Genomic DNA, 26208 nt, shown 5'->3' with positions numbered 1-26208 from the left:
CCCCGGCGACACCACGGCCCCGGCGCGACCGCGCCGGGGCCGTGACACTTTCGGAGGGTTTCTATCCGGCCGCCACGAACGAGGCACAGCGGTCCTCGATCAGCCGGGCGGTCGCGGACAGCAACCGGTCGGCCAGTACGTCCACGTTCCGCGCCTGCCATGGTTCCAGGCTGGTCCCCTTGACCCACTGATTGAAGGCGCCCATGGCCGGGCCGCAGTGCACCAGGTAGTCCACGCGCCGATCCGGAACGCCCACGCGGGCCAGCTCGAATCCGTCGTCGAGGTAGGACCGGAAGGCGAGGGCGAGTTTGCGCTTGGCGTTCACCTCGCCTCCGTCGGCCCCGGCCGGGTGGTCCTTGGCCAGGGCTGCACGCCACGCGTCCTCGAAGGGGCGCCGCAGATAGGCCTCCTCGATCTGCCGCCGCGTTGCGGCGTCGATGTCGCCGAACGAGTCGTGCAGACGCCACAGCTGGTACAGCCGGTCGGCGCGCGCGGGGAGGAAAACGCCGCGCTTGACCGCCCTGGCCCGTACGCCGAGTTCGAACATCTCGCTCCACGGCGTCGGCTCCGTGTCCGGTACGTCGAGACGCTGGAGCATGTCCTTGACCTCGGCGCTGGTCGACGCCTCCACGGTGCACTGGTTCACCGAGCCGGTCACCAGGAACTCCGCCCCGAGGACCAGCGCGGCCGCCGCGGCGTGCGGCGTGCCGATGCCGCCCGCCGCGCCCACGTGTACCCGCGGCGACCTTTCGGCCAGGGTGTCGCGGAGCCGCAACACGGCCGGCAGCAGCGTGGCCAGGTCGGCCGCGGCGGTGTGCCATCCGCCGTCGGCCTCGACGCACAGATCGTCCGCCATCGGCAGTCCGGCCGCCCGCGCCGCCTCCTGCGCGGTCACCTCGCCCCGCTCGACCAGGCCGCGCACCACGTCCTCGGGGGCGGGGCGCAAGAACGCCTCGGCCGTGTCCGTCCGGGAGACCTTTGCGATGATCCGGCCGCCCTTCAGACGGTACTTGACCAGGGCCGGGGTGATCCGCAGGAAGCCGGAGGCCTCGACGGTACCGACTCCCAGCCGCAGCAGCAGATCGACCAGCGCCTGATCCTGCTCGGGGGAGGCGTGCCGGGGCAGCAGATTCACCCCGAACGGCCCGTCGGGGCCGAGCGCGGCCTGAATGCCGCGGACCCCGGCCTCGACCTCCGCGAGCGGCAGGCCGCCGGTGCCGAAGAAGCCCATCGCGCCGGCCTTGGCGAGTCGTACCACGAGCGCCTCGGACGATATGCCGCCGTACATCCCACCCGCCAGGTAGGCCAGTCGCAGACCGTAGCGGGACCGGAAACCCGCCGCGCCCAGCTCCTCCGCTGCGGGCGCGCGCCGCGCCACGAGAGCCGGTGCGGCCGGGGCAACGGATGCGGGGCCCGGAACCGCCGGCCCGGCCGGAGCCGGGGCCGGAGCCGGGGCAACGGCAGCCGGTGGCTCGGCGGGCAGCGGTGGCTCGGCGGGCAGCGGTGGCTCGACGGACACCGGCCGCTCGACGGACACCGGCCGCTCGGCGAGCACCGGCCGCTCGACGGACACCGGCCGCTCGGCGGACACCGGTGGCTCGGCGGGCAGTGGTGGCTCGGCACGGTCCGGCACTGACCGCACCGAGGCCGGTGCGGCGGCGGACCGGGGCACGGACACGGACCGGGGCCGTACGTCGGTCTCGGCCGGCGGAAGGGGGGCCGAGGTCTCGCGGATCTTCCGGACCGTCCTGGTCAGTACCTGGCCGGGCCCCAGCTCCTCGAACTCGAAGTCGCCCTCGGCCATGAGGCGACGGACCGTGTCCACCCAGCGCACTTGGCCGACGATCTGACCCGCCAAAGTCTCGCGCACCCGGTCCGCCCGGTACGGGCGGGCGTCGACGTTCGCGATCACCGGGATCCGCGGCGGCCGGAACTCCGTGGCGTCCAGCAGCTCCCGGAACTCCTCGGCCGCGCCGCGCATGTAGCGGGAGTGGAACGGGGCGCTCACGTTGAGCACCACCACCTGGGCTTCCCGGTCCTGGAACACCGCACGGGCGCGGTCGATGTCCGGTGCCGGACCGGCCAGCACGACCTGCTCCGGCGCGTTGTGGTTGGCGATGTCCAGGGCGGTCAGACCGGCGTCCGACAGCGTCGACTCCACCGTGGCGAGGTCCAGGCCCAGCACCGCGGCCATGCCCCCGTCGCCGGCCCGGCCCATGAGTTCGCCGCGCCGCCGGACCAGCCGCAGTCCGGTGGCGAAGTCGAACACGTCGGCGGCGAAGAGCGCCGCGTACTCGCCGAGACTGTGCCCGACGAGCCAGTCCGCCGGGCGGGGATCCTCGCGGGTGCGCCGCTCGTACGTCAGCGCCTCCACCACGTACAGCGCGGGCTGGGTGAACTCGGTGCGCCGCAGACGACCGTCGGGGTTGTCCAGGCACAGGTCGCGGACGGAGTAGCCGAGGATCTCGTCCGCCTGGGCGACCAACTCGGGGAACTCGTCGAAAAGGTCCGCTCCCATGCCCTTGGCCTGGGAGCCCTGCCCGGGAAAACCGAACACCTTCATCTTGCCACCGCCTTTCGCGTGGGGTGCGGCAGGGGCCGGCGCGGGGCGGCCGCCGCCGGTACCCGCGCGGTCCCGTACCCGGGCCAGCTGCTGGGCGTCCCGGGTGAACGGAGTGAGCAGTGCCAGCGACTCCGAGCACGAGTCGGGGTCGCCGGCGAGGTTGGCGCGTACGAAGTTGTGCAGGGTGCCCGACGGCCCGGCGTCGACGTAGAGGTACGAGCCGTGCGCCTGAAGCGCGCTGACCGTCGCGGCGAACTCGATCGGCTCCCGGGCCGCCCGCCACAAGTGCTCGACCGTGACCTCCGCCAGCGGCCCGGCCGTGGCGCTGGAGACCAGCGGGATGCGGGGCGGACGCAGCCGCACGCCCGCCCACAGCGCGTCGAAGGCCGGCCGGGACGGATCCAGCAGCCGGGAGTGGAAAGCGTGGGACACCGGCACCCGCTGGTACGCGATCTCCCGTGCCGTGAGCCAGGTCTCCGCGCGCTCCAGGGCATCCAGCGGCCCGGACACCACGAAGTGGGCGTCGTAGTTGCGGGCCGCCAGCTCCAGGTCCCGGTGCAGATCCGATTCACGGTGGTACAGGGCCGGCTCGGCGAGTACGGCGAGCATGCCGCCGGGAGCGCCGTCGCCCGCCGAGCGGGCCATCCCGACGAGCCGGCGCAGGCACTCGCCCGGTTCCATGGCGCCGGCCAGTACCGCCGCCGTGAATTCGCCGAGGCTGACACCCAGCAGCAGGTCGGGGCTGACACCGTGCGAGATCAGCGTTTCGGCGAGTGCCAGTTCCACCATCACGATCGCCGGATGAGTGACGACGGTGTCGGTGAACGGCTCCGCGGCCGAGCGGTCCCGGTCGTACAGGCGGGCGATGACGGAGCCACCGAGCTCGGGCTCGACGAGGGCGTCCAGGCGGCGCAGCGCATCACGGAACACCGGCTCACTGTCGTAGAGTTCGCGGCCCATCTGGTACTGCTGCGATCCCTGACCGGAGAACATGAAGACGGTCCGTCGACGGGCCCGGGTGGTCATCGGTCCTGGCTCCCGATCAGTTGGACGGCCGCCAGTGGTACGGAGGGCACCCCGTCCCGGTCGGCGAGGTGGCCGGCCAGACGGTCGAGCGTCGTGTGGTCGTACAGGACGGTGGCGTCCAGGGAGACGCCCAGCACGTCACCGACCTCGGAGACGAAGGACATCCCGGTGATGGCGTCCACCCCCAGGTCGGCGAAGGCCGCGTCCACCGGGATCTGCGCGGGCGTCACACGCAGTGTCCTGGCGAGCCGCTCGACCAGCAGTTCCCTCAGTCCGTTCACCGAGGTGAGCGAGCGGCCGGCGCCGGGCGGATCCTGCGGGCTGGGCGGTGTGGCATCCCCCGTGCCCACGGCGTCCGCGACCGGTGTGGCCTGGTCCGACGAGGTCCGCGCACCGGGGTGCCAGTGGCGCTCGCGTACGAACGGGTAGGTGGGCAGCGGCACTCGGCGTGGCCGGGCGGCCGTCCAGAGGCGTTGCCAGTCGAGCGCGCCGCCCGCCGACCAGTGGTCGGCCAGCTCCGGCAGCCGCCGCTGGGTGAGCCACCGCTCGACGGTCTCCGGCGCGGCCGGTGAGGCACCGAAGTCCCAGGGCCCCGCCGCCGTGGCAGGTGTCGCCGCCGCTGCGACGAACTTCTCGAGCGCGCGCCGCAGTTCGGCGGTGTCCGCCACCACGAAGGCCACCCGGCTCGCCATGGCGACCCGTCCGGTCTGGAGGGTGTGGGCCAGGTCCGGCAGCGACACCGGGGGCGTCGCACCTCCGGCGACGCCGCCCTCGTCGCTGACGAAGGCGAGCAGCCGTCCGGCCAGGGCCCGCAGCCGCTCGTCGTCGCGCGCGGAAAGCGGGACGATCTGCGGTCCGTGGGGCGGTTGTCGGTGGCGCGCGACGGCCGCGGGTGCGTACTCCTCCAGCACGATGTGGGCGTTGGATCCGGTGGCGCCGAAGGAGCTGACACCGGCCCGACGCGGTGCCCCGGCCGCGGGCTCGGGCCACTGCTCCGCGCGGTGCTGCAGGTGGAACGGCGTGTTCTCCAGGTCAAGGAGCGGGTTGACGGTTTCGGAGTGCAGGGAGGGCACGAGGGTGCGGTGGTGGAGCTGCAGCACGGCCTTCGTCAGTCCGGCCACGCCGCCCGCCGACTCCGCGTGGCCGATGTTGGACTTCACCGATCCCAGGGCGCAGAAGCCGTTGTCGCCGGTGTGCCGGCGGAAGGCCCGCACCAGGCCCTGGACCTCGATGGGATCGCCGAGCTTCGTGCCCGTTCCGTGTGCCTCGACGCAGCCGATGGTGCGTGCGTCGACGCCGGCCCTCTCCAAAGCCTCGGAGATGACCGCGGCCTGGGCGACCGGGCTGGGGACGGTGACGCCACTGCCGGTACCGACGTGGTTGACGGCCGTGGACCGGATGACGGCGTAGATGTGGTCGCCGTCCTGTTCGGCACGGTGCAGCGGCTTGAGCACCACGGCGCCGACCCCTTCCGCCGACACCCATCCGTCGCCGCCGGCGCCGAACGACCGGCTGAGCCCGGTGGCGGAGTGCATGTCGACGGCGCCGTAGGTCCGGTACTTCGCGGGGTGCAGCGACAGGTTCACACCGCCGGCGAGGGCCACCTCGCTCTCCCCCCGTGCCAGGCTCTCCACCGCGAGGTGCACCGTGGTCAGCGACGAGGAGCAGAGCGTGTCCACCGCCATGCTCGGGCCGTGGAAGTCGCAGAAGAACGAGACCCGGTTGGCGATCATTCCCTGGTTGAGGCTCACCGGCAGCACTCGGCCGTCCACCGGCTCCGCCTGCGCGCCGATCAGGGAGTAGTCCTTGTGCATGACCCCGGCGAAGACACCGACCGGGCGGCGCCGTTCGGGCCCTCGGGGCGTGACCAGCGTGGCCGGCGTGTAGCCGGCGTCCTCGATCGCCTCCCAGCAGGTTTCCAGGAAGAGCCTTTCCTGCGGGTCGGTGATCTCCGCTTCGGGCCGGGAGACGCGGAAGAACTCCGAGTCGAAGCGGTCGGCGTCGGCGACGAAACCGCCCCACCGGGACAGCGGCCGGTCGGTCCCACTGGACACGTTCTGCCACTGCCAGCGGTCGGCGGGGACCTCGGTGACCGCGTCACGGCCGTGGAGGAGGTTCCGCCAGTACGCGGCGAGGTCGTCGGCTCCCGGGTACCGGCCGGCCATGCCGATCACGGCGACCGGGACGGGCTCCGGGACGGTCGGCGCGGGTGCGGTCGGCACGGCGTCGCGGACGGTCGCCCTGGCCGCCGCCGGGGCCGGGGCTGCAGACAGCGTGCGGCGGGCCAGGACGGGGCGTTGAAGCGCCGGGCGTCCGGTGACGGGGCCGGGCCGGCCTTCCAGTACGGCATGGGCGTTGGTGCCTCCGTCCGCGAAGCAGCTCACCGCCGCGACGAGCGGCGCGTCGGGCCAGGGGGACAGGTCGCGGACGAAGGTGAAGGGGGTGGCCGACAGGTCGAAGTGATCCGGCGGCTCCTGCCCGGACAGGAAGGGCACCAGCTGCCGTTCGCGCAGCATCAGGACGACCTTGATGAATCCTGCGATGCCTTCCGCGCACTGCGGGTGGCCGATGTTCGGCTTCACGGACCCGAGGCTGCACGGCGCCTCGGATGCGGCCCGGTAGACGGTCTTGATCGCCTTGAGTTCGGTGAGGTCGTGCACCGCCGAGCCGGCCGCGTTGGCCTCGATGTGGGTCACCTCGTCGGCGCGTTTGCCGCTGCGCGCGAGGGCCTTGGCCATCACCGCCTGCTGCGCGGCCGGGTTGGGCGAGGCGGGACCGGCGGTGCGGCCGTCGTTGTTGACCGCGATGCCTTTGAGTACTGCCTGGACCCGGTCACCGTCGGCGAGGGCGCGGGCCAACGGTTTGAGTACGACCACCCCGGCGCCCTCGGCCAGCACGATGCCCCGGGCCCGCCGGTCGAAGACGTGGAACGCGGGCTCCGAGCTGAGCAGGCCGCGCCGGTCGAACAGCCGGTGGCCCGCGTCGTCGGCGAGCAGGGTCACTCCGCCGACCACGGCGGCCTCGGCGTCACCGTCGCGCAGCGCCTGGGCGGCGGCGTGCAGGGCGACCAGGGCCGAGGAGCACGCGGTGTCCACCACCACGCTGGCACCGCGCAGGTCGAAGAAGCGGGAGACATTGGCCGCGAGGTAGTTCTGCCCGACGGCCACGATCGGGTTCCGGGTCCGGCTCAGCGTCGCGTCGTCGGGGAGATGACGGCTGCGTGCGCCGATGTAGACGCCGACGTCGCGGCCCTTGAGGTCGGTCGGCCCGTAGCCGGCGTCGGCGAGGGCGAACAGTGTCTCCTCCAGCAGCACCAGCGCCTGCGGGTCCATGGCCGCGGCGTCCTCGTCGGACACCAGGAAGAAGCCCGGGTCGAAGCCGTCCCGATCGACCAGCCCGGCGACCAGACCGTCTCCGCCTCCGCCTCCGCCCCAACGGTGCGCGGGGACGGGGGCGATGGCGGAGCGCCCCTCACCGAGCAGCCGCCAGTACGCGGCCAGGTCGGGCGCGCCGGGGAAGCGGCCGGACATCCCGATCACAGCGATGTCGTCCGGTCCGGCGGCGACACGAGGGGCGGCGTGCGTCGGAACGTCGGCCGGCTGCGCTGCGTCGGTGGGCTCCGCGCCGGACGCGGACCCCCGGGCGGACACGGACTCCGCCCCGGGCGCGAATTGTGACGCGGGCACGGGGTCCGGCGCGGGCACGCGGTTCGACGCGGGCACGCGGTTCGACGCGGGCACGGATCCCGACCCGTTCACCGACCCGGACGGGGACACCGCCTCCGGCGCGGGCACGGGGTCCGGCGCGGGCACCGGGTTCGACGCGGGCACGGGGTTCGACCCGTTCACCGACCCGGACGGGGACACCGCCTCCGACGGGGACACCGGCTCCGACGCGGACACCGGCTCCGGTGCGGCCGTGGGCTCATCGGCGGAACCGGGCCCGAATGCCGCGGCGAACTCCGTCGGATGCGTGTCCGCCAACCAGCCCACGAAGGACTCCACCGTGGGGTGCTCGATGAACGCTGAGGGGTCCGGTTCGATCCCCAGCCGCGTTCCGACCTCGCGCAGCAGCTGGACCATCATGATCGAGTCGGCTCCGAAGTCGTCGATCGGCGCGTCGACGGCGAGCCTGGCCGGGTCGAAGTGCAGGTGCTCTGCGACCAGGCCGAGCAGCCACGAGGCGGCGGCCCCGGCGGGCTCCTCCACGGGCCGTTGCCCGGTCGGCTCGGACCGCTGGGCCGGCCCCGCTGCCGGAGTGGGGGCGGCGGCCCGTGCCGGGGCAGCGGCCGGCGCCGACGCGGCGTCCGGGGAGTCGAGACGAATACGCCGCCGCGTCAGCAGCTCGGGACGCCAGGCGGTGGCGTCGCGGATCACCGCGGGCAGGACCGCGGGCCCCGCACCGTGCGTCAGCAGGTGGTCGAGCAGGGCAAGCCCCTCGGACTCGGACAGGCTGCCCAGGCCGGTGCGCACATAGCCCGGGCCGGGTTCGGCGTCGCCCATGCCGACACCGCTCCAGGACGGCCACTGAACGCTCAACAGAGGCAGGCCGTGCGGTCGAGCCGCGGCGAGGTAGTCCGCGTAGGCGTTCGCCATGGCGTAGTCGCTCTGCCCCACGGCCGCGCTCGGCACCGCGGCGGCGACCGAGGAACAGAGCACGAAGAACCTCAGCGAGTGGCCCGCGAAGCAGTTCACCAGCGCATCGAGACCGCCGACCTTGGGGTCCACCACGGCCCGGACGGCGGCGGCCGGCTTGCCCACGAAGGCGAGGTTGTCGCGGTCGGCGAACCCGGCGCAGTGGATGACGCCGCGGACCGGCCCCAGGTCCCGCTCGGCTTCGCTCACCTCGCGGGCCAGGTCCTCGGAGGCCGAGCCGTCCAGCGGGAGCGACAGCACCCGCACCCGCGCGCCTGCCTGCTCCAGGCCGATCAGGGCGTTCAGGCGCCGGCCGAGCGGATCGTCGCCGCGGCGAGCCTCCCAGTCCGCCCGGTCGGGCAGCCGCGTCCGGCCGGTGAGCACGAGGCGGCGCACCCCCCACTGCCGCACCGCGTGCCGGGCGAACGCGAGCCCCAGGCCGCCCGTGCCACCGGTGATCCACAGTGTCCCGTCCTCGGGGAAGGGCAGCACACCGTCACGGCCGGTTCCCGCCGGGGTCTCCCGCAGCACCGCCCGATAGCGCTGTCCGGCGCGACGGCAGACCTCGGGATCCTCGCCGGTGTCCGCGAGTTCGGAGGTTATCTGCCGTACCACCGTCAGGTCGTCGTCCAGCGGGTCCAGGTCCACATGCCGCGAGCGCACCTTGGCGTACTCGCTCTGCAGCATCCGGTACAGACCCGCCCGGGCCGCCCCGGTGAGGTTGACCGAGTGGCCGTCGAGGTGCGGGGTTTCCAGTCCCCGGGTGACGCCGAGCAGCACCACCGGCTCGGCCGGCGAGGCCTGGGCCACGAACTGCTGCACCCAGGGCAGCCAGTCCGCGGGGTCGTCGTACATGGAGGGGGAGTCGGGGGCGGCGGGCGCGCACCCCGTCAGGTCGACGCACGCCCGGAATCGTCCGGGCGCCGGGCCGCCCGACAGGTCGGCGGGTTCCAGGACTTCCGCCGCCGGCAGCTCATGGGCGAGCCGGTCGGCCAGCGCCCGGGAATCCGCGGTGGCGAGGACGGCGACCGGGCGCGGCAGCGGGCCGCCGGTGCCCGGATCGGCCGGCTCCCAGACCTTGGTGAGCAGCCGGGTTCCGTGCGGAGGGGCGGCGAGCGCACCCGGTACCGGTTCGGGCAGGCCTCCTCCTGCGAGCGGCGCGCTGTCGGCATCGGGGGCCGTCGGGCCCTGTGCGGCGCGGCCGGCCCCTTCACCGGCGCGGGCCGACGGCACCGGATCGCCGGCCTCGGCTACGACCGTCCGGCTGAACGCGTCAGGTTCACGCGGCGCAGCCGGGGCGGCACCGGTGTCGTCGAGGGCGTGGAGGGCGCCGGGGTGGTGCTCGTCCAGGTACGCGGCCAGGTCACGGATGGTCGTGTACTCGAAGAGCAGCGTGGGTGACAGGCTCCGGCCGAGAACCCGCTCCAGCCTGGAGGCCAGTTCCAGGACACTGACCGAGTCGATGCCCAGCTCGTAGTAACCGATGTCGGGGTCCAGCTCCTGAGGGGTGCGGCCGAGCCCGTCCGACATCAGGTGCCGCAGCCGCTCCTGGGTGGGGGTCAGCGGCCCGCCGTTCGGCCCCGCAGCGGGCACGGCCGGGGCGGCTGTCCGTGCCGCCCGGCGGGACCGGCCGGTCAGGGGGCCGGAGCGGATCAGTTTGCTCGACAGGCCGCGCACCTCGGCCAGAACGCGCCCGTCGCCGTCCAGGAACTCGACCGTCAGCCTGGCCAGTTCGTCCCGCACGCCGAGCGACGACCGGCGGACGCGGGCCGTGCACGGGCCGGTCAGCGGCGCCGCCGCCCGGAAGGACTCCACGTACATCGGCAGGTAGAACGCCCCGTCGTCCCCATCGTCCCCGTCGTCGTCTCCGCCCGCCTGCTCTCCGCCCCCGTGGCTCCGTCCGCCGCCGGGCAGCAGCGCACCGGCCGCCACCGCGCCGCCGAGCAGCAGCCCCGGATGGAAAAGATGGCCGCTGCTCCCGGCGCCGGGCGGCGGGGTGAGTTCGGCGATCAGTTCCTCGGTGTCCTGCCATACCCGGCCGGTGGCCCGGGCCGCTCCGGTGTAGACCTGCCCCAGGCGGCCGTCCCGGTCGTACACCGCGTCCAGGTTTTCGGGTACGGCGGACGACGTGGGGGCGGCGGGACGCTGCGGGCCCGCGAACCGGGCCGGCCCGGCCAACGCCATCTCGGCCGTCGCGTAGGGCGACCCGTCCGGCTCGGCTCGGTCCACGATCCGCACCGTCCAACGGTCCCGGCCGACGGGCCGGCCGTCCAGCGCGATCCGGACGGGCGCCTCGGGCGTGACCGCCAGCGGGCGCAACACCGTCAGATCCCGCAGCTCCAGTTCGTCGTACGGCATCCCCCGCCTGCGGAACGCCTGGTGGACGAGGTCGATGTAGGCCACGGCGGGCAGCAGCGACCGACCCGCGACCTGATGACCGGCGATGACCGGGGTGTCGGCGAAGAGGGTGATCTCCTCGTACACGGGCGTTCCCCGGGTCACGTCGGTCTTCCCGGCCGGCGCGGGGCCCTCGGGTGCGGTGAGGGGGTCCGGGGCGCGTTCCTCGGACGCCTGGAACCAGCACCTGTCGCGCGCGAACGGGTAGCCCGGCAGCTCGATGCGCGTCGGCGGCGGCCCGTCGTACAGCCTCCGCCAGTCCACAGCCGCCCCGCTGACCCATGCGGCCGCCAGCGACTCCGGGGTGACCGCCCGGTCCGCCGCGGGGTCCGCCGTCCCGTCCGCCGCGGGCCGCGCACCGCGCCGTACGGTCCCGGTGCACACGCCGGGCGTGCCGTCGCGGCCGGCCAGGTATGCGTCGAGCCGGGCGAGCAGCTCGGCGAGGTCGTGGAAGACCAGGGCCAGCCGGTGGGCCATCGGCTCCCGCCCGGTTTGCAGGGTGTGGGCCAGCGCCGCCGGATCCGTGTCCGCGCCGTCGGTCCGCAGGAAGTCCGCCATGCGTTCGGCGTAGGCGTCGAGCTGTGAGCGGTCCCTGGCCGAGAGTGCGCACACGAACGGCGCGCGGGACTCGGGCGTCGGGTGGGATCGGGGTGGCACGTATTCCTCCAGCAGGACATGGGCGTTGGAGCCGCCCGCACCGAACGCGCTGACCGCGGCGGTGCGCGGCAGCGGCCGACCCGCCTCGTCGGTGCGCGGGGACCAGTCGGCGAGCTCGCGCTGTACGCGCAGGGGCGCCGCGTCGAAGTCGATGTCCGGGTTGAGCTGCTCCGCGTGCAGCGACGGGACCAGCTGTCCGTGCCGGAACTGCAGCAGCACCTTGGTGACGGCCGCCATGCCGGCCGCCGACTCGGCGTGCCCGATGTTCGACTTCACCGACCCGATCGGGATCTTCCGGCCGCCCAGGTCGTGACCGCGGAAGGCCCGCAGCAGGCCGGTGACCTCCACCGGGTCGCCGAGGGCGGTGCCGGTGCCGTGCGCCTCGACGTAGTCCAGGTCGCCCGGTGTCCAGCCCGCACGGGCCAGCGCGTCGGCGACCAGGGTGCCCTGGGCCCTGGCGTTCGGCACGCTGAAGCCCTTGCCGGCGCCGCCGTGGTTGACCGCGGATCCCTTGATGACGGCGAGAATGCGGTCGCCGTCCGCCTCCGCGGCCGTACGGCGCTTCAGCAGCACCGCGCCGGAGCCCTCGGCGGGCACATAACCGTCCCCGCCCTCTCCGAAGCTGCGGCAGCGCCCGTCGGTGGACAGGAACCCGCCCCTGCTGAGCTGCAGGTACTTCAGCGGATGGCTGGAGATGTTCACCCCGCCGGCCACGGCCGTGTCGCAGTCGCCGCCCCGGATGGCCTGGCAGGCCAGGTGGATGGCGACCAGAGAGGACGAACACATGGTGTCCAGGCCCACGCTCGGCCCGTCGAAGTCGAAGAAGTACGACACCCGGTTGGCGACGGAGGCGTACGAGGAGGAGGTCGCGGCACGCTCACCGCGCAGCGTCTCCTCGACGCCGTAGAGCTGGTAGTGGCCGTACATCATGCCGACGAACACACCGGTACGGCTGCCGGCCATGCCCTCACGGGTGACACCGGCGTTCTCCATCAGGTGCCAGACCGTCTCCAGGAAGATCCGCTCCTGCGGGTCGATGTGCTCGGCCTCCAGCTGTGACATGCGGAAGAACATCGGGTCGAAGCGGTCCACGTCCCGCAGGAAGCCGCCCCACTTGGAGTACGACCTGCCGGGGACGTTCCGGTCCGGGTCGAAGTAGCGCGAGTGGTCCCAGCGGTCCTCGGGGACCTCCTCGACGCAGTCCCTGCCCTCGCGCAGATTGCGCCAGAACTCCCGCAGGTCGTCGGCCTGTGGGTAGCGACCGCTCACACCGATGATCACGATGTCGTCGTCCGGGCCGCTCTGTGCCGGGGCCGGGGCCGGGGCGTGGGGCACGGCTACGGTGACGGCGGAACGGGAGGCGACGGCGTTCTCGACGGACGACGGCCCGCTCACGGGGTCACCCGGCGCGTCATCGACCGACGGGGCCTGCTCCGTGCCGCCAAGCGCCTCCGGCAGCCGCGCGGCGTGTTCGTCCATGAAGTAGCCGGCGAGTTCGGACACCGTGAAGTACTCGAAGAACAGCGTCTTCGAGAGTGTGCCGAAGTGCCCCTCCAGCCTCCGGGTCACGCTCAGCACCAGCAACGAGTCCATGCCGTAACGGTCGAACTGCTCGGCCGGGTCGATGTCCTCGACCGGCATCTTCAGCTCCTCGGCGAGGACTTCGCGCAGGAAACGCTCCGTTCCCGCGCGCAGGCCGGGCCCAGCGATCGAAGGCCGGACGGGCTCTCCCGTGTCACCGCGCGGCGTGGTGGGTTCGGCTGCCAGGGCCCGCTCGATCACGGTGCCGTCGCCCGTGGCGAGCAGCAGCCGGGACGCCCGGCCGGCCAGCGCCCGCTCCAGCCCGTCCAGGGCGATGTCCGAGGGCAGCGGGGTGAACCCGAGCTCGCGCCGCATGGCCTGCTGGGCTGCGGCGTCCATGGTCATCCCGCCGTCCCGCCACAGCGGCCAGTTCACGGCGAGGCTGCGACCGGACCGGGTACCGGACCGGCGGCGCCGCTCGCGTCGCAGCGCGAAGTGGTCCAGGAAGGCGTTGGCGTAGGCGTAGTCGGACTGCCCGACGCTGCCGAGGGCCGCCGCCGTCGAGGAGAAGGCCGCGAAGTACTCCAGCGGCTCGTCGCGGGTCTCCTCGTCCAGCCACAGCGCGCCCAGCACCTTGGGAGCGAGCACGGCCTCGGCCTCCGCGCGGGTCTTCCGCAGGACGAAGCCGTCCCGCAGCGCCCCGGCGGCGTGTACCACGCCCGCGATGCGTCCGAACCGTTCACGCGCGGTGCGTACCAGTGCCGCCACGTCCTCCCGCCGGGTCACGTCCGCGCGTACGTGCATGATGCGGGTGCCGCCCTCGGTCAGCCGCGCGATCCGGTCGCGTGCCTCGGCCGACGGCTCCGACCGGGAGGCGAGCACGATGGCGGCCCCGGGACCGCGTGCCGCGAGCCGCTCGGCGAGGTGCAGTCCGATGCCGCCGGTGCCACCGGTCACCAGGTGCGCCCCGGACGCTGCGAACGGCGAGGGTGTCGCGGCTTCCGGCAGGGCGGTCGGCCGCCACGCGCGGACCAGCCGACGCCGCCCGTCCGTCCGGACCTCCGCGGGAGCCTCGGCGGTGCTCAGTTCGGCCGACACGAGCGCGGGCAGGTCGGCTCGGGGCGCGTGGGCGACGGCGGTCATCCGCAGGCTCGGGTACTCGGCGCGTACCGAGCGGGCCAGGCCGCTGATCGCCGCGTGTGCGGGCTCGGCGGTTTCTCCCTCACGATCCTCGGAGCTCTCCGGGTGGAGGTAGAGGTAGCGGGCCCGGCCGCCGCGTCGGCTTATCCAGGCGCGGCAGAAGGCGAGCGCGGTGTGGAACCCTCTGTCGAGTGTCTGCCGGATGTTCCCGCCCTCGGTGGACAGGTGGACGATGCCGATGGGGCCGTCACCATGTTCCACCAGGTCGGTCACGAGCCGTTCCGGGTGGAACTCGGCGGCCAGGTCCACGGGGACGATCCGGGCGCCGGTCCGTTCGGCCAGCCCGTCGCCGAGTGCCCGGCCGGTGTCGTCGCCCGTGGCGTCGAGCAGTACGAGGGTGGTGGGTGGCGGTGTACTGTCCGCCGTCCCGGCCGTGCTGTCCCGCCAGTACGGTTCGAAGGAGTGCAGCGACTCGGCGCCACCGCCGGAAGGGGCGGTCGGCCCGGGCTGCGCGCGGAGGGTGAACCGCTCGATGCGGGCCAGCACCGTGCCGTCCTCGTCCGCCAGCACGATGTCGAAGACCCGCAGCCCTGCCGAGGAGCCGTCGTCCGTCCGCCGGGCGTAGGCGTGGCAGGCGTCAGGAAGGCGGTCGGCGGTCAACTCCACCGCGCCCACGGAGTACGGCAGGTGAGCGGGCCGGTCCGAGTCGCCCCCGCCGGAGGGGATACCGCCGGCGGTTTGCAGCGCGGCGTCCATCAGCGCGGGATGGAAGCGGTAGGCGCCGGCCCCTTCGCGAAGGTGCGGCGGTACCACCAGCCGGGCAAGTGCCTCCCCGGTGGCCGTCGCCAGCCGCTGCACGGCCCGGAAGGACGGCCCGTAGAGAAACCCGGTCTCCTCGACGCGACGGTAGTAGTCCTCGCCCGTCATGTGCCGCGTGCACCGTTCCCGGATGGCGGTCAGGTCCAACGTCCCTGCCGACGCGGTCCGGTCTGCCGTACGGGCGACCAGTACGCCGCTCGCGTGCGGCCGTACGCCACCGTCGCTGAGGATCTCGAAACCGGTGTGTTCGGGCCGCTCCGGATCCCGGCTGAGGCGGATCCGCACGCTGACCGGGGACTCGGCGCCGACCTGGACCGGGGCCGTCCAGGACACCTGCTCGACCCGGTTCACCGGCATGCCGTCGCTCCGCGACAGCTCGTCCGCCGCCCGCGCCATCTCCAGCAGGACCACCCCGGGCAGGATCGGCGTCCCGGCGGCCACATGGTCGCGGAGGTAGAACTCCTCCCCGGTGAGCCGCTTGCTGAACTCTTCGGTCCCGGTGGCGGGTACGTCGACGTCCAGCAGCGGGTGCCGTCCGGTCCGGGCCACCGGCTCGGCCGGGGCACCGGCGGTGACCCAGTGCCGGGTGCGCTCGAACGGGTAGGTGGGCACCCGCACCCGACGGGGTGGCCGGGCAGCGTCCTGGTGCAGCGTCCGCCAGTCGATCTCCTCCCCCGCGACCCACAGGTCCGCCAGTGTGTCGAGGTCGTGCTCGGCCGACAGCGCGGCCACGTACCGCTGCCAGGCCGTGCCGCGGGTCCGTGCGCCGCGTCGGGCGGCGCCGACCCTGCCGTGGAAGACACCGGGCGTCTGGTCCGCACCACCGGCGATGAACGCGTCGAGCAGGTCGAGCGCCTGCCGACGGTCCTCGGCGACGACCGCCAGCCGTTCCGGCATCGGGTCGCGGGCCACCTGGAGGGTGTACGCGACGTCCGCCAGGCCGACGGGGTGGGCGATGTCCGCCGGGGCCGCCCGGTTCCCTGCCCCCGCCTCGCTTCCCTGCCGCCGCAGCAGGGCCGCCAGACGCTCCGCGTAGGCGGTCAGGGACGTCCGGCTGCGCGCCGACAGCACCAGCAACACCGACCGCTCAGGCCGCTGTTCGCCCTCGTCGGGCACGCGCACGGCATGCGTGGCGGGCGCCTCCTCCAGTACCAGGTGCGCTCCGGCGCCGCCGAACCCGAATGAGCTGAGGCCGGCCCGCCGGGGCCGGGGCAGGCCCCGGTCGTCACGGCTGGGCTCCCACGCGACCGGCTCGGTGACGATGTGGAAGGGACCGCCGTCAAGGTCGAGGTAGCGGTTCCGCTCGACGACGTGGAGGCTGGCCGGGATGGTGCCGTGCCGCAGGGCGAGCACCACCTTGAACAGGCCCGCCATGCCGGCCGCGGCCTCCAGGTGCCCCACGTTGCTCTTCACCGAGCCGAGACCGCAGGCCGGGTCGGACGGCAGCGGCCTGCCGGCCTCCTCGTACAGCCGGGTGAAGGCGGTCCGCAGTCCGGTGACCTCGATCGGGTCGCCCAGCGCCGTGCCGGTGCCGTGCGCTTCCACGTAGCCGACGGTGACCGGGTCGGTGCCCGCGAGCCGGTGCGCCCGGACAATGACGTCCGCCTGCGCTTCGGGGCTGGGGGCGGTGAGCGAGTTGGTACGGCCGCCGTGGTTCACCGCGGCGCCCCGGATCACCGCGTGCACCGGGTCGCCGTCGCGCTCGGCCGCCGCGAGGTCCTTCAGGACCACCGCACCGACGCCCTCGCCGCGGACGTATCCGTTGGCGCGGCTGTCGAACGCCTTGCACCGGCCGTCCTCGCTGAGCATCTCGCTCTTGCTGAGGGCGACGTACAGCGACGGGTCGAGGATGAGGCTCACCCCGCCCGCGATCGCGAGGTCGCACGAGCCGTCGCGGAGCGCCGACACCGCCTGGTGGATCGCGGTCAGGGAACTGGAGCAGGCGGTGTCCACGGCGACGCTGGGCCCGCGCAGATCGAGGAGGTACGACACCCGGTTGGGGATGATGGACAGTGCGGCGCCGGTGATGGTGTGGGCGTCGGTGCCGCGCCCCGCGGCGCGCTGCACCTCCAGGTAGTCGGAGTTGGTGACGCCGAGGAAGACCCCGACCCTGCGGCCGGCGAGTTCCGACGGCGGCAGACCGGCGTCCTCCAGCGCCGTCCACACCACTTCCAGCGCCAGGCGTTGCTGGGGGTCCATCAGCTGGGCCTCGCGCGGGGAGATCCCGAAGAACGCGGCGTCGAACCGGTCGACGTCGGGCACGAAACCGCCCCAGCGGGAACGGGAGTGCTCGCCCTCGCGCGGATCACCGGCCGCGTCCCGCCAGTCCCAGCGGTCGGCCGGGATCTCCTCGATGAGATCGTGCCCGTCGGCCAGGTGCCGCCAGAAGGTGTCCAGGTCCGGCGACTGCGGGAGCCGGCCGGCCATGCCGAGGACGGCCACACCGTTGTCGGGGGCCGGATGCTCGGCCTCGGCCCGCGGGCTGCCGGCCGAAGTGGACGCAACAGGGGTGGACATCGTCGCCGCGGGCGGAACGGGCGCGGTCCGGGCGGAGTCGGCAGCGTAGCGGCCCCGCAGCGCCGGATGGGCGTGCAGCAGGTGCTCGGCCATGGCGGCCACGGTGGGGTACTGGTAGAAGGCGGTCGGGAAGACCTCGATGCCGAAGCGGCTGCCGATGCGCGTGCTCAGGGTGGTGAAGCCGACCGAGTTCAGGCCCAGTTCGCCGAGCGGCCGGTGCCGGGGCACCCGGTCCGCCGCCACCTCGGCGACCTCGCCCACCAGCCGGGCCAGCTCGTCCGCGAGCCCGTCCGCGGTGTCCGCCCCGGCCGCGGTGTCCACGGCGTCCGGGCGTTCGGCGCCCGCGGCGGACTGCGGACGGGACCCTGCCCGGTCCGCCGGCGCGTAGCCGAACGCGTTCCTGAGCTCGTCCAGCGGCGCCGAACCCAGCCGCTTGCGGTCGGTCTTCCCGTTCAGCGTCTGCGGGAACTCCCGTACCGGCACCAGGACATCGGGAACCATGTACTCCGGCAACCAGTCCCGCAGCGGCGCTGGATCGACCGGCCCTCCGTACGACCCCTCCCGCACGGTGTAGAAGCCGCGCAGCATCACGCCGGTGCCCCCGGCGGAGGCAGCGGGCACCACCACGGCCTCGGCCACCCCGGCCAGCCTGCGCATCGCGGCCTCGATCTCACCGGGTTCGACGCGGTAGCCACGCACCTTCACCTGGGCGTCGGCGCGGCCCAGGTACTCCAACGTGCCGTCGGGCAGCGCCCGTACGAGGTCCCCCGTGCGATACAGACGCGGCGACAGGGAGGGGGCGATCGGGTTGGGCACGAACCGCTCGGCGGTCAGCTCAGGACGCCCCACGTAGCCGGTCGCCAGCCCGTCGCCTCCGATGTGCAGCTCTCCCGGCACGCCGGGCGGCACCAGCTGACCGTGCTCGTCGAGCACCAGCAGCTGGGTGTTGGCGACGGCCCGGCCGAGGTTCACCCGCTCACCGGCGCGCAGCCGGCCGACGGCGGACCAGATGGTGGTCTCCGTCGGCCCGTAGAGGTTCCACGCCGCACGGGTGCGGGCCGCCAGGACGTCCGCGGTGTCCTGGTCGAGTGCCTCTCCCCCGCACAACGCGGTCAGCGCCGGATCGCCCTGCCAGCCGGCGGCGAGCAGCATCTTCCATGTACTCGGCGTGGCCTGCATGACGGTGGCACCGCACTCCTGGAGGTGACGGCGCAGCTTCAGACCGTCCTTGGCGACCTCGGCGGGTGCGATCTCCACCCGGCCGCCCGCCACCAGCGGCAGATACAGCTCCAGGGCCGCGATGTCGAAGCAGACGGTGGTCAGGGCCAGCAGCGTGTCCTCGGGACCGAAGCCCGGTTCCTCCCGCATCGAGGACAGGAAGTTGACCAGCGCACGGTGGGGAACCGCGACGCCCTTCGGACGGCCGGTGGAACCGGAGGTGTAGATGATGTACGCGGTGTCCTCGGGACCCGGTCGGCGGTCGGTCCCGGCGTCATGGGCGTCGAACCCATCGGCCTCGATTTCCTCGGCGGGCCGGTCCATCCGTAGCCTCGGGACGGCGATGCCGCCGAGTGCGGTCTCGGCCGTGCCGGTGGTCAGGACGAGGTGCAGCCCCGCGTCCTCGGCCATGTAGGTGAGCCGGTCCACGGGGAAGGTCGGATCCAGCGGCACGTAGCAGCCGCCCGCCTTGAGCACCGCGAGCAGGGCGACGGGCAGGTGCGACCGCTCCACGAGGACACCGACGGCGCGGCCGGGCTCCACGCCGCGTGCCCGCAGGTGTCCGGCGAGCCGGTCCACGCGCTCGATCAGCTCGCGATAGCTCAGCGACTCGGCGCCGCTGCTGACGGCGACCGCCCCGGGACGGTGGGCGGCCTGCTCCTCCACCAGTTCGGTCAGGGTCGTCTCGTGCGGGTGGTCACGGCGGGCACGTCGCCACAGCCCCTCGAGCCGCTGCCGTTCCTCGCCGGTGACCAGGGACAGCAGACCGACGGGCCGGGCCGGTTCGGCCAGCGCGGACCGCAGCAGCTCGAGGAGGTGGTCGCCGAGCCGGCGCACGGTGTCCTCGTCGAAGAGGTCGGGGTCGTACTTCAGGGTGAACGAGCAGTCGGCCGGCCCTTCGACGACGTCCAGGGTCAGGTCGAACTCGCCCTCCTGGTGCACCCCGTCGAACACGGCCCGCACCGGGTCCCGGTCCCCCGACTCCACCCAGTTCTGGAAGTAGAAGGCCACCCGGAAGAGGTCCGAGGTGTCGGTGCGGCCCGCCTGGCGCATCGCCTCGGCGAGGGAGATCAGCGGGAAGTGCGCGTGCTCCAGCGCCTCCAGCACGGTGCGGTGCACCTGCCCGGCCAGCGCGCCGAAGTCCCGGTCCGGGTCGACGTCGGCCTGCAGGACCACCATGTTCATGAAGTAGCCGAGCGTGTCGTCGAACCGGGCGGCGGGGCGGCCGGCGGCCGGTGTCCCGATCCTGATGCCGCGCTGCTGGGTGTAGCGGTGCAGCAGGGTGAAGAACCCGGACAGCAGCACCGCGAACAGCGAGGTGCGCCGCTCGGCAGCGAACTCCCGTGCCGCGCGGACCAGTTCGGCGTCGATGCGACCTTCGACGGCGGCCCCGCGGTGGCCGGGCAGCGCCGGGCGCGGCCGGTCGTACGGCAGTGCCGGCGGTTCGACACCGCTCTCCAGGCGCCGCAGCCAGTAGTCACGCAGCCGCTCGCCCTCGGGCCCGGCGAGCATGTCCCGCTGCCAGGTGGTGAAGTCGGCGAAGGTGGCCGTGGCCGGCGCCGCGGCGGGCCGGCGTCCGGCCCTGGCGTCCTGGTAACCGGAGGTCAGCTCGCGCAGGAAGGCGGCGATGGACACCCCGTCGAAGACGATGTGGTGGAAGGCGAGAAGCAGCACCTGGCCGCCGTCGCCCAGTGTGAACAGCGTGACCCTCAGCAGCGGGCCGCGCTCCAGGTCGAAGGGGCGCCGTGCCTCCTCCCTGACCCGGTCCCGGACCGCGGCCTCGTCCGAGACGGCCAGGTAACGCTGCTGGAAGTGCAGCTCCTGCCAGGCCGCCACGGTGCGCACCGGGCCGTCGTCGGTGGTGCGGATCGTGGAACGCAGGCTGTCCTGCCGGTCGACGATGCTCTGCAGAGCCAGCCGAAGCGCGCCGACGTCCACTCCCGGGTCGAGGCGCAGGGCGAGCGGCAGGTTGTAGGCGTACGTGCCCGGGGTCATGCGTTCGATGACCCAGAGGGCGCGCTGGCCCTCCGACAGCGGGTGGTCGGTCGGCGGCTCGTGGGAGGCGGGCACCGGCGTGTGCACGACAGGCGCCGGGATGTGTGAGGGGGCGGCGGGCTCGCCGGCCTCCGGGGGCCGGGAGCCGGAGGTGCCGAACGTGCCGCTGTCCGCGTAGTGCCGGGCGAGCTCGCGCAGCGTCGGGTGGTCGTAGAAGTCGCCGAGGGACACCGTCACGCCGAGCTCGTCGGCGATCCCCGTCACGATCTTCATGCCGGTGAGCGAGTCGAATCCGTAGGTCGCGAGCGGCCGGTCCGGGTCCACGTCCTCGTCGAGCTTCAGGCACCGCACGATGATGGTCCCGAGCCGGTGCCGCAAATCCTCGGAGGGCGCCGGTCCCGCCGGAGGCGTCGAAACCGCCGGAGCCGCCTGCTCCGCCTCGGCGGGAGCGGCGTCCAGGACACCGGCCCGCGGTTCGGCGGGCCGCAGCCCGTCGCTCTCTGCGACGATCACGTGCTGGCCGCGCGGGCGGCCGTCCGGGCCACTTCCTCCGGTCACCACCACGTCACCGAAGCCCTGCTCGCGCAGCAGCCGCCGCCAGGTCGCCGGGGCGGCCAGCGGGGAGTCCGGCAGACGCAGTTCCTCGTCGTCGAAGAGCCACCAGCCGTCCAGCAGCCCGCCCACGACCGTGGTGGAGTCCAGTACCTCGGTGAGCTCGTTGAGCACCAGCCAGCCGTTCGGCCGCAGCAGGTCCTTGGCCTTGCCGAGGGTGGCGCGCAGGTCGCGGGTGGCGTGCACGACGTTGGTGGCGAGGACCATGTCGTACGTGCCCGGGGCGAAGCCCTGCTCCTGCAGTCCGCGTTCCAGGTCCAGGACGCGGAATTCGAGGAAGCCCGGGGTGCCGTAGTCGGAGCGGAAGCGGGCTTCGGCGTGCTCGAGGAAGAGTGGCGAGATGTCGGTGAACCAGTAGGAGACCCGGTCGGCGTAGCGGGCCAGTTCCGGCAGCACCGTCTCCGTGGTGGCCCCGGTGCCGGCCCCGAACTCGACGACGCGCAGCCGCTCCCCGGGGGCCAGTCGCCGGATCCGCTGCTCCAGGTAGGCGCCCGCCGCGTCGCGGACCAGCTGGTTGAAGGAGTCCGTGAGCGGGTTGGCCTTGTAGAAGTCCTCCACCAGCGCCATCGAGGAGCCGGGGAACATGATCTCGGTGGCCCGTACCTCCCCGCGCAGGATCTGCGGGTAGGACTGGAGGAAGAGCCGGGTCAGGGTCACCGTGGACGCCAGGTCGGGGTGGTCCGCGGCGATCCGGTCGAACTCCGGCTCCAGTGCGTCGGCGTCGTACGACCGCGCCGTGTCGCCGGCGGACAGCAGACGCACCCGTTCGCCGTCGAACTCCACGTACCCGGCGTCCCGCAGGATGTTCAGCAACGCCTCGTACAGCCGCCGGTACTTGGGCAGGATGCCAAGCCGCTCCGGCAGCTCCCGCCGGTCGTGGCTGTCGCCCGGATCCACCAGAACGCCCATCCGCTGGAACACCCCGAGCACCGCGGGGCGGCAGACCTCGGTGAGCAGCCGATACCCGGAGATCACGCTGCCGACGCCCGGGTCGTCCCCGGTACGCGGCCGCACCAGCCGGGAGGAGGCGGTGGGCAGGGTCGGCGCGCCGTCGGCGGGGGCCAGCTCGGCGGGCGGCACGGTAGCCGCGCCCAGGGCTGCGAGGGCGACGCCGCTCGCGCTGATCGGCAGCACCTGCGGCAGCCGGTTGCCGAGGACCCGGCTGACGGCGGACAGCCCGTCGGCGACGGAGAGTTCGCCGACGCCGAGGTCCCGGAAGATCTCCCGCAGCCCCGGTCGGGCACCGGAGCCGATCGGCCCCCAGTACCCCCAGTCGATGACCCGGACCGGGTAGGGGCGCCGGTGACCGAGGTGCAGTGCGTAGGCGTCCTGGAGGGCGCCCGCACAGCTGTACGTTCCGTTGCCCGCGGTCCCGGTGAGGGCGCCCACGGAGGAGAAGAACACCAGGAAGTCGAGCGGTTCGGCGCCGAAGACCTCGTCGATCGCCACGCTGCCGTCGGCCTTCACGGCGAGCTCGGCGCGAAATGCCCGCTCGTCGAGCGCGGCCAGCGGCCCCGGCTCGAAGGTCATGGCCGCGTGGACGACTCCGTGGATCGGGCCGAAGCGTGCTTTCACCTCCGCTGCCGCCTGCCGCAGGTCCGCGGCGTCGCGGCAGTCGGCGCGCAGGTGGAGCACCTCGCCGCCGAGGCCGCGGGCCCGGTCGGCGCAGGCACGCTGCTCGTCACCGAGGGGGCTCCGGCTGATCCACACCACCTTCGCCCGGTACCGCTCGGCGAGATGCAGGGTCAGCTCCCGGCCGATGCCCCCGGTGCCGCCGACGATCACGTACACGCCGTGTTCCCGGTACGGGGGCCGCTGCGGCTCCGGGAGAGCGACCGGCTGGAGCGCCGGCGTGTAGCGCACCCCGTGCCGCAACAGCACGGTGCGGCCGGTGGAGTCGCAGGGCTCGTCCAGCACGGCCTCCAGCAGGCCTTCCCGCGCGGTTTCTCCCCCGGCCGTCTCCCGCTGGGAGAAGTCGACGCATACCGCCTTGATCTCCGGGCGCTCCTTCGGCAGTACCCGAGCCAGGCCGTGCAGCCCGGCGGCGAAGGGGTTGGCGACGGGATCACCGAAGGCCGCCGCGGCGTCGCTCGTCACGATCTTCAGGTGGACCCGGCGCCCGTCACCGGCGTCGGCCAGGTGCCTGGCCACCCGGAACAGGGCCAGCACTCCGCGCCTGCCGCTGTCCTCCAGTTCGCCGGGGTCACCGGCCGCGCCCGGCCCGTACGGACGGATGCCGCCGAGGTGGTAGACGCGGTCCAAGGGACCGGCCTCGGCCAGCGCCCGGCTCAGGTCGTCACGGTCGAGGTCGATCAGACGCGTGTCGTCGTCGCGGTGGTGCCGGGCGATGTCCTCCGCCAGCGGGGCGGCGTCGCGCGAGCTCAGGATCAGCACCCGCTCGGTCCCGGCGCCGCCGGCGTCGGTATCGGCCCCGGGCCGCTGCTCGGGCACCCAGACCGGGCGGTAACAGACCATGGCGGACGGTTCCGCGGCCCCGGGCACGACAGGATTCGCCCGGGCATCCGACAGACCGGTGGCAGACGGAACGGGCCCTGCCTGCCGAGCGGGGCCGGTCACGGCCTGCTCCGGGCCTGCGGCGGACGGGGGCGGCGCCGACTGCACAGCGGGGAGCGGCGCGGACTGACCGCCGGGGAGCGGTGCCGACTGCACAGCGGGGAGCGCCGTCGACTGACCGCCGGGGAGCGGCGCGGACTGACCGCCGGGGAGCGGCGCCGACTGCACAGCGGGGAGCGCCGTCGACTGACCGCCGCCGGACTCGGCCGGCCCACCGCCGGGAAGCGGGGCCGACCGCCCGACGGGGGACGCGGCCGGCCGGGGCAGCGGCGGCAGCCAGTACGACTTGCGGGCGAAGGGATACGTGGGCAGACCAACACGGCGTACGGCGCCTGCGGGGCGCAGCCGGGCCCAGTCCACCTCGGCGCCCCGGGTCCAGCACTCGGCCACCGTGCGGAGGTCGGCCTCACGCAGGGCCTGTGCCAGTCGGTCCTTGTCCTGCTCGGAGCGCCGGTGAACCGGGGCTGCACCGGTCGCCACCGCTGCGGCCGGGGAGCCGGAGGCGAACGCGCGCAGCAGATCGCGGGCCTCGTCCAGATCGGCGGCGGGAAAAGCCAGCCTCGCCTCCATTTCCTCCCGCCCGATCTGCAGGGTGTGGGAGAGGTCGGCGAGAGAGATCCGTTCCGGCCCCTCCACTGTCCGTTCCCCCACCCGCGCCTCATCCGTCCCGGTGTCCGCCAGGAGCGGGGCGACCTCTCGAACGGTGGTACTTGCGGTGAGGGAGACCCCGCCCTGTCGCTCGCCGAACTCCACGCCGAGTTTCCTGGCCAGGAGGGCCAGTTCCGCCGCGCCGCACCCGTATTCGCCCAGCGGCGTGGCGGGGTCGAGGTCGTCGGGACGGGCCTCGAGCACCTCGGCGGCAAGCCGCAGGCACGCGGCCTCGACTCGCCCGATCTGCTCGGCGTCGTCTCGTGGGGAGTGCGTACCCGTGGCGGGACGCTCCAGGAAGGCGGCGAGCCGTCCGGCGGATTCACGCAGCCGTTCCTCGTCGCGCGCCGACAACACCACCAGCTGCGGACCAGCCGCCCTCGGGGCAATCGGCCTCCCCTCCTGGGCGTCCGCGCGGAACTCCTCCACGATCAGGTGGGCGTTGGCCCCACCACCCCCGAAGGAGCTGATCGCTCCCCGGCGCGGCACTTCCACGCGCTGCCCGTCGGCGCGGACCACAACCGGCCGCGGCCAGGACACCGGCTCCTGGGGGACGAAGAAGGGAGTGCCCGTCAGGTCGATGTCCGGGTTCGGCTCGGCGGAGTGCAGCGAGGGCGCGATGGTCCCGTGCCGGAGCTGCATCAGCATCTTCGTGAGGCCCGCCATACCGGCGGCGGACTCCAGGTGACCGATGTTGGACTTCACCGAACCGACCGCGCAGCGCTCCACTCCCTGGGCCAGCTCGTCGTCGATCCGCTCGCGGAACGCCTCGCTCAGGCCGGAGATCTCGATCGGGTCGCCCAGCGGTGTGCCGGTGCCGTGGGCCTCGACGCAACCAATGGTGCGCGGGTCGATGCCGGCTCGGCGCAGGCTCGTCCTGATCACCTCGGCCTGCGCCTGAGGACTGGGGACCGTGTAACCGCCGGTCTTGCCGCCGGAGTTCATGGCGGACGCCCGGATGACGCCGTATATCCGGTCGCCGTCGGCGACCGCCTGCCGCAGCGGCTTCAACAGCACCGCGCCGACGCCCTCACCGTCCACGAACCCGTCGGCGCCCTTGCCGAAGGCGCGGCAGCGGTCGCCGGGTGACGTCATCCCGTTCTCGGACAGGGTGCGCAGGTGCGACGCGTGGAGGATCAGGTTCACGCCCCCGGCGACCGCCACCGAGCATTCCCCCGCCCGCAGGCTCTCGCAGGCCAGGTGTACGGCGGTCAGGGAGGCCGAGCACGCGGTATTGACGGTGAGGCTGGGGCCGCGGAAGTCCAGCACGTAGGAGACACGGTTGGCGATGGACCAGGGGTTCGCGCGGGCCTCGTTGGCCACTCCGAGGGCCGCGGCGTGACCGCCCATCCATTCGTAGTCGCTGTTCATCACCCCGGCGAACACACCCACCGGGTTGTTCTCCCGAGCGAGGCGGCGCGGCGGGTAGCCGGCGTCCTCGAGGGTCGCCCAGACGGTCTCCAGGAAGATCCGCTCCTGCGGGTCCATGTTCTCGGCCTCGACGGGGGCGATACCGAAGAACAGCGGGTCGAAGGCGTCGGCATCGTCGATCAGTCCGGCCCACCAGCGGCGGCCGTCCGGCAGGCCGCCGCCGCCGGGATCCTGAGCTCGCGGTCCCCGCGCGGGCGGGAATTCCTGGATGCAGTTCTCGCCGCCGCGGATCCGCGCCCACAGCTCCTCCGGCGTCCCGGCCCGTGGGTACCGGCCGGCCAGACCGATGACGGCGATGCCCTCCGCGGTCTCCGGCTTCGCCTGGGCACCCCGCAGAAGCCGCAGCAGTGCTTTGCGCTTGTCGTCCATCTCCGAACCCCTGCCTGCCGCGTGCCGCGCCGCCGCATCCGCCGTGCCGGGCTGTTCCGCCGCGGCCGCGCCTGTCGTCATCGTCAT

General features: G+C 73.7%; 2 protein-coding genes. Both read right to left on the bottom strand.

The window, feature by feature from the left end; genetic code table 11:
- Positions 1–61: 61 nt before the first annotated feature.
- Positions 62–3589 carry an ACP S-malonyltransferase gene (fabD, locus tag IG99_RS27245; RefSeq protein WP_037678075.1) on the bottom strand — a complete coding sequence of 1176 codons (3528 nt, stop codon included), beginning with the start codon at positions 3587–3589 and terminating at the stop codon, positions 62–64.
- Complete coding sequence (locus tag IG99_RS49660; RefSeq protein WP_051865923.1) at positions 3586–26208, bottom strand: non-ribosomal peptide synthetase; 22623 nt, start codon at positions 26206–26208, stop codon at positions 3586–3588. Before IG99_RS49660 ends, fabD begins: the two co-directional genes overlap by 4 nt.

The organism is Streptomyces griseus subsp. griseus, from assembly GCF_000720255.1.
GTDB classification, from domain to species: Bacteria; Actinomycetota; Actinomycetes; order Streptomycetales; family Streptomycetaceae; genus Streptomyces; species Streptomyces griseus_I.
Note: the sequence above shows the minus strand (reverse complement) of the source record. Positions and strands in the feature narration are given on the sequence as shown.